This window comes from Streptomyces hirsutus, assembly GCF_001418415.1.
Classification (GTDB): domain Bacteria; phylum Actinomycetota; class Actinomycetes; order Streptomycetales; family Streptomycetaceae; genus Streptomyces; species Streptomyces hirsutus.
Window position 1 is genome coordinate 1 of sequence record NZ_LIQT01000324.1, and the last position, 4,467, is coordinate 4,467.

Annotated in this window: 4 protein-coding genes; 3 read left to right on the plus strand and 1 reads right to left on the minus strand. The window is 71.9% G+C overall.

Annotated features, from left to right (window positions below):
- The first annotated feature begins 303 nt into the window (after positions 1-303).
- From AOK11_RS23670 to AOK11_RS23675, 3 genes are all read left to right on the plus strand, one after another.
- Complete coding sequence (locus AOK11_RS23670; protein WP_055595750.1) at positions 304-1,677, plus strand: peptidase C39 family protein; 1,374 nt, start codon at positions 304-306, stop codon at positions 1,675-1,677.
- Between the two features lie 649 nt (positions 1,678-2,326).
- Entirely contained in the window at positions 2,327-2,482 is a 156-nt protein-coding gene (locus AOK11_RS42080; RefSeq protein ID WP_107098660.1) for an SCO1431 family membrane protein, read from the plus strand.
- Positions 2,483-2,597: 115 nt separating this feature from the next.
- Positions 2,598-3,254, plus strand: coding sequence for a TetR/AcrR family transcriptional regulator (locus tag AOK11_RS23675; RefSeq protein ID WP_055595751.1), 657 nt, complete (start codon positions 2,598-2,600; stop codon positions 3,252-3,254).
- A 70-nt stretch (positions 3,255-3,324) separates the two neighbouring features.
- Here AOK11_RS23675 and AOK11_RS23680 read toward each other — a convergent pair.
- On the minus strand, positions 3,325-4,467 hold a 1,143-nt coding region (locus AOK11_RS23680; RefSeq protein ID WP_055595752.1), incomplete at its 5' end, for a glycoside hydrolase family 18 protein.

Sequence of the window (4,467 nt, forward strand, 5' to 3'; positions counted from 1 at the left end):
GCGGGGGAGACGGTGGCGGAGTCCACTCTAGGACCTGCTTGCCTCACGGAACGATCCGCGCAGCCGCCGGGCCGCCGGACCGGCCGAAACGCCGGGCCGCCTGCCGCCACCGCGCGTGCCATTGGTCGAGTCCGATGACGGTCGGCGCGGCACGGTCCGGGGTGCTGGCGGGGCCCGCCCCGATGCGTCCATAGTGGGCGGGCGTCGTCCCACCCGGTGGACACGGTCCCTCGGACCCGCGTCCACCGGGTGGGGCGACTCCGAGTCCGAGTCCGACTCCGACACCCGGGGGGTCCTTCGCCCATGAGCAGAGCCGAACAGCCGTCCCGCAGAACCCTCCTGGCCGCGGCGGTCGTCGCCACCGTCGCGTCGAGCGCGGGCCCGGCCTCCGCCGGCACCGCGACCGGCCGGTCCGCCGGCTCCGCGGATCCCGGAGCGGCCGCGGCCCGCCGCGTCGACAACCGGGCCTGGACCTCGTACGGCGACTGGCACGCCGGCCGCGCCGAGGGCACCCGGGCCGTCGCGGGCGTCCGTCCCGGCCTGGTGATCGCGAAGGCGGCCGGCACCACCGACTACACCGATCCGCACACCGACCGCACCGCCGCATGGGAGTACGCGACCTGGACCTCGCCCGTCCACCGGCTCACCGTGCCGGCGACGGAGGCCATCGTCTCCTGGAACGCGCGCACTCCCGGCGGCACCTGGATCCAGACCGAGCTGCAGGGCACGTACACGGACGGCACCGACACCCCCTGGTACGTGATGGGCCGTTGGGCGGCCGACGACCAGGACATCCGGCGCACCTCGGTGGACGACCAGAGCGACGGCCGGAGCACGGTGTGGACCGACACCCTCGCCGTCGACGACGCGGCCTCGGGCCTGCGCCTGGTCTCGTACCGGCTGCGGCTGACCCTTTACCGCCGTCCCGGCACGAAGCTCACCCCGACCGTGTGGCGGCTCGGGGCGATGGGCTCCGACATCCCCGACCGCTTCACCGTCCCGGCGTCCACGCCCCGCACGGCCCGGGAGCTGATCGTCCCGCGCTACTCGCAGGAGATCCACAAGGGCCAGTACCCGGAGTACGACAACGGCGGCGAGGCCTGGTGCAGTCCGACCTCCTCGCAGATGATCGTCGAGTACTGGGGCGGCCGGCTCACCGAGGAGCAACTGGCCTGGGTCGACCCGTCCTACGCCGACCCGCAGGTGTGCCACGCGGCCCGCCACACCTACGACCACCAGTACGCGGGCTGTGGCAACTGGCCGTTCAACGCGGCCTACGCGGCCACCTTCGAGGGCCTTCAGGGCGTCGTCACCCGGCTCGGTTCGCTGACCGACCTGGAGACGCTGATCGCGGCGGGCATCCCGGTCATCACGTCCCAGTCCTTCCGGGAGGAGGAGTTGACCGGAGCGGGGTACGGCACCGCCGGGCATCTCATGACCGTGATCGGCTTCACTCCCGACGGCGACGTCGTCGCCAACGACCCCGCCTCCCCGGACAACGCGTCGGTCCGCCGTGTCTACCGGCGCCGCGAATGGGAGAACATCTGGCTGCGGACGAAGCGATACGACGCGAACGGGCAGGTCAGAGGGGGGACGGGTGGAGTCTGCTACATCTTCTGGCCCGTCGGTTCAACACCACGTCAGCAGCGCGTTCTGCGGTCGCTCGGACTGACCTGACCACCAGGGAGACGCTCCTTCCCACGGCGGCGAGGGCGCGGGCGACGAAGCAGCCGGTGGGGCCGGGCACCTCCGGGGCGAAGCCTGCGCGCTCGGTGCAGCGCTGCGGATACACCTTGGCCCTGAAGGGGCCGAGCACCCGGGGACCGGCCGCCGGCTCGCTGGGGCCGGGCGCGTCCCGGCGGCCGAGTCGATGTTCCTCCGGCACGACGAGGCGCAGAGGGCCCTCGACCAGCGCGGCCCACTGCGGGCTGGAGCTCCGGGTCGGCTGCTCGCCCGCTCCCGGGCCGTGATCCCGGTGACGGGGGCCGGTAGCCCGGCTTCCCTCCAGGACCGGGACCGGGCTGCGGAGTCCAAACTGAGCACGGGGAGCCGGGGCAGCCGGAGACCGCTCTGCCGGACTGAACGCCTGCGCTCCCGGGCGGTGCCGGACGGTGCACCGGTACCCGGGAGCCGTACAGCTCGGCACCCGCGCCGAACCGGTCCGTGCGGCGGGCTCCGTCCGGTCGTCCGAAGGGCGTCGGAGGGCTTGTCGCACCGCCCCGGCACGTACCGTGTGACCAAGCTCTCGGCCGCAAAAGCCGCCTGCGGTGGCAAGGTGGACAGCGTCGTGGGGGAGTCCACGGCCCCCCGAGACCAGCGAGAAGCCATGACCGCGAACGCAGCCACCGTCACCGCCCCCGCCGTCCCCGGTGCTCGCACCGGAGGCCCCCGGGAGGACGGCCCGAAGATCCTCGAGCACCTCATGGGATGGATCCTCGTCGTGGTCGTCGCGATGTTCGTGACGCAGCTCGGACTCCTCTGACCTTCGGGCCGCGCCGGCCTTCGGGCTGTTCCGGGCTCCGGACGGCTCCGCCCTCCCCCGAGGCCGACCTGCCATACTGCGGATGTCCCGCCCTCCGCAGGAAACCAGGTGAGGATTGAACATCAGTCAGCAGTCCGCCGTGCGTCCCGGAGCGCGCAGCACCGAGCGTTCGCTGGCACGTCGTGCCGAACTCATCGCCATCGGCAGGAAACTGTTCGCCGACACGTCGTACGACGCGCTCTCCATGGACGACATCGCACGTCAGGCGCATGTTGCCAAGGGGCTGATCTACTACTACTTCCACTCCAAGCGGGGCTACTACCTCGCCATCATCCAGGACTCGGTCGCAGGCCTGGTCGCCTTCGCCGCGGATGGTGTCGAACTGCCGCCCGCCCAGCGGGTGCACCGCACCGTCGACAGCTATCTGCGCTACGCCGAGCACAACCAGGCCGCGTACCGCACGATCGTCAGCGGCGGCGTCGGCTTCGACGCCGAGGTGCACGCCGTCCGGGACGGGGTGCGCGAGGCGATCGTCGCGACCATCGCCGAAGGTGCGTACGGGACCTCCGACATCACGCCCGTGGCGCGGATGGGCCTGCTGTCCTGGGTCTGCAGCGTCGAGGGCGCCACCCTCGACTGGATCGACCGCCCCGGGCTGCCCCGCGAGACCATGTGCGAGCTGCTGGTGAAGACGCTCGGCGGAGCCATGCGCGCCATCGAGGAACTGGACCCCGCGCACCCGGCCCCGGAGCCCGCCCGCCGCGACGCCTGACACGACGGACGCCGCGCCTGGGGCGGAGGTCCCCCCGTGGAACCTCCGCCCCAGGCGTGCCCGCCCGCGGCTACCTGATCGCGCCGATCAGTTCACCGTTCGCGGTGTCGCCGCTCAGTTCCCAGAAGAACGTGCCGGCGAGACCCTGCTGGTCCTTGTAGTCCATCTTGGTCGCGACGGTGGCCGGGGTGTCGTAACTCCACCAGTCGTCGCCGCACTTGGCATAGGCGGTACCGCCCGCGGTGCCGGTCGCCGGGCACTTCTCCTTGAGCACCTCGTAGTCGTCGATGCCCGGCTCGTACGTACCCGTCGCCGGACCGGTCGCGGTGCCGCCGGGCTCGGACTGCGTGACGCCCGTCCAGCCGCGGCCGTAGAAGCCGATGCCGAGCAGCAGCTTGGAGGCCGGGATACCGAGACCCTTGAGCTTCGCGATGGTCGCCGCGGTGTGCGTGTCGGCCTTCGGGATGCCGTCGTAGGCGGTCAGCGGCGAGTGCGGGGCGGTGGGACCGGCGGCGTCCCAGGCGCCGAAGAAGTCGTACGTCATCGGGTTGTACCAGTCGACGTACCCGGCGGCGCCGGCGTAGTCCGCCGCGTCGATCCTGCCGCCGGCCGTGGCGTCGGCGGTGATCGCCGCGGTGACCAGGTTGCCGGAGCCGAACGTGGAGCGCAGCGCGGACATCAGATCCGTGAAGGACTCCCGGCCGCTGGTGTCACAGCCGGCGCCGCAGGTGTTCGGGTACTCCCAGTCGATGTCGATGCCGTCGAAGACGTCGGCCCACTTCGAGTTCTCGACCAGGTCGTAGCAGGACCGGGCGAACGCGGCCGGGTCCTTCGCGGCTTCGCCGAAGCCGCCGGACCAGGTCCAGCCGCCGAACGACCACAGCACCTTCAGGTCGGGGTGCTTCTGCTTCAGCTCGCGCAGCTGGTTGAAGGTGCCGCGCAGCGGCTGGTCCCAGGTGTCGGCCACGCCGTCGACGGACTCGGCGGCGGTGTAGGCCCGCTCGGTGGCCGCGTAGGCGTCGCCCATCGCGCACGTGCCGCCGGTGACGTTGCCGAAGGCGTAGTTGATGTGCGTGAGCTTGTCCGCGGAGCCCGAGGTCTCGATGTTCTTGACGTGGTACGCGCGGTCGTAGGTGCCCCATTCGGTGAAGTACCCGATGACCTTGGAACCTGCGGCGGCCTCCTGAGCCGGGGCCGCCGCAGGTTCCAAGGT

What these genes read in the sequence shown, in the direction of transcription:
- AOK11_RS42080 (WP_107098660.1), top strand. Translation starts at nt 2,327, where the DNA reads ATGACCGCGAACGCAGCCACCGTCACCGCCCCCGCCGTCCCCGGTGCT.
- AOK11_RS23670 (WP_055595750.1), top strand. Translation starts at nt 304, where the DNA reads ATGAGCAGAGCCGAACAGCCGTCCCGCAGAACCCTCCTGGCCGCGGCG.